The following is a 2,067-nucleotide window of genomic DNA, read 5'->3' as shown; positions in this document are numbered from 1 at the left end:
GTTATTACAGCATTAGAAGGAAATGACCTGATTCTCTGTCAAATAACCAGTCAATTCATTAAAGACAACTATGCAATTCTACTTGAGGATAAAGACTTTGAAACAGGCAGTCTAAAACAGCGAAGCAATATAAGACCTAATCGGATTTTTACTGCAGATAGTCATCTCATTTTGTATAAAATTGGCAGTCTCAAAATAGAAAAGCTCACAGAAGTTATTGAAAAAGTAGTTGAAATTATACGGAAATAAAGTTTTTGCATTGCTCTCAGGGCTTCACTCCCATCAACTCCTCAACCTTCTTCCCTATATCATCGGCTTCCATAAATACTGTGCCGATGAGAACTGCATCTATCCTTGAATCACGCAGTCTCTTTATGTCTTCCTTGGTCTTTATCCCACTTTCGCTTACTACCACCCTGTCATCCGGTATGTCCTTGATAAGATTGAATGTCGTATTAATGTCAACAGAAAGTGTATCAAGATTCCTGTTATTTATTCCGATAATCTCTGCACCTGCAAGAAGTGCTTTATCCATCTCCTTCCAGTGATGTGTCTCTACAAGGCAGTCCATATCAAGTTCCTTCGAGATTCCGATTAAATCTTCTATCATCTGTCTCGTGAGTATCTCGGCTATAAGTAGCACTGCATCTGCACCATAAAGACGTGACTCATATATCTGATAAGTATCAAAGATAAAATCCTTTCTCAGAAGAGGGAGTTTAACCATCCTTCTCACAACAGATAGATGTTCGATATCCCCCATAAAAAACTTCTTCTCTGTCAGAACTGAAATAGCCGATGCACCCGAATCCTCATATGTCAGCGCTATCTCTGAAGGCTCAAACCGCTCACGAATAACCCCTTTTGATGGCGATGCCTTCTTTATCTCTGCAATGAGTTTTAACGGCTCGTCTTTTCCTCTCGATATAGCCCCTGAAAGGTCCCTTGTACCTTCAAGGTTTATGACCCGCCTCTTTAATTCAGAAAACGGTCTCCTTATCTTTTTATCCTTCAACTCATTACGCTTATGTGTAACGATCTCATCAAGTATCATTTGTAAATCTCTTAAGATCTTCAAGTTTTTTTATTGCAGAGCCTGAATCTATGGATATTTCAGCAAGTTCTATACCTTCAATAAATGATGTCGCCTTACCAGCCACAATAAATGCAGCCGCCGCATTAAGCAGGACTATGTCCCTTCTCAGTCCCCTTTCACCATTAAGTATACTCAGGGTAATCTTAGCATTTTCCTCTGCATCTCCTCCCAGTAAATCGTCCAGTCTGCCAGTTCTTATGCCGAAAGAATCTGGACTTATATGATATGTCTTTACATTACCATCCTTTAACTCAGATACCTGTGTTTTCCCTGTGATTGTTATCTCGTCAAGACCATCCTCTCCATGGACAACAAAGGCGTGTCTTGCCCCGAGATTTCCAAGCACCTTCGCTATCGTCTCTGTAAGCCCTGAATCATACACGCCAAGAACCTGATATTTTGTTGCAGATGGATTGGTAACAGGACCGAGAACATTAAATATCGTCCTCACGCCTATCTCTCTGCGTGGACCTATAGCATACTTCATCGCTGGATGAAATAACGGTGCAAATAGAAAACCAAACCCTGTTTCCTTAAGGCATCTCTCAACCTTATCTGGTGGAAGCTCTATATTTACACCAAGTGCCTGAAGGACATCTGCACTGCCAGATTTACTTGATACAGACCTGTTTCCATGCTTCGCCACAGGCACCCCCCCACCTGCAACGACAAATGCAGCAGTAGTAGAGATATTAAATGTATGTGACAGATCACCACCTGTTCCGCATGTATCGACCGTTCCTTCAGGTGCATTGAGTCGGGTTACCTTTTCTCTCATCACCCTTGCAGCGCCAGTTATCTCCTCAACTGTCTCACCCTTCATCCTCAATGCTGTGAGGAAGGAAGATATCTGTGCAGGTGTAGCATTTCCTTCCATTATCTCTTTCATAGCCTCTACCATCTCGGACTCTGAGAGATTTATTCTATCTATAGCCTTTGCTATTGCTTCTCTAATCATCTCTGTTTACCTC

3 protein-coding genes are annotated in these 2,067 nt (G+C 41.7%); 1 reads left to right on the top strand and 2 read right to left on the bottom strand.

The window, feature by feature from the left end:
• Positions 1-249: type II toxin-antitoxin system PemK/MazF family toxin (locus AB1488_01135; GenBank protein ID MEW6408702.1), on the top strand; the 249-nt coding region annotated here is incomplete at its 5' end.
• 16 nt (positions 250-265) lie between these two features.
• Here AB1488_01135 and trpC read toward each other — a convergent pair.
• Both trpC and trpD read right to left on the bottom strand, forming a co-directional pair.
• Positions 266-1,054 (bottom strand): indole-3-glycerol phosphate synthase TrpC, encoded by a 789-nt coding sequence (trpC, locus tag AB1488_01130; protein MEW6408701.1) that lies wholly within the window; start codon positions 1,052-1,054, stop codon positions 266-268.
• Positions 1,044-2,054, bottom strand: a complete 1,011-nt coding sequence (gene trpD, locus AB1488_01125) for an anthranilate phosphoribosyltransferase (GenBank protein ID MEW6408700.1) — start codon at positions 2,052-2,054, stop codon at positions 1,044-1,046. Before trpD ends, trpC begins: the two co-directional genes overlap by 11 nt.
• Positions 2,055-2,067: the final 13 nt, after the last annotated feature.

The organism is Nitrospirota bacterium (assembly GCA_040756155.1).
Lineage (GTDB): Bacteria > Nitrospirota > Thermodesulfovibrionia > JACRGW01 > JBFLZU01 > JBFLZU01.
Note: the sequence above shows the minus strand (reverse complement) of the source record. Positions and strands in the feature narration are given on the sequence as shown.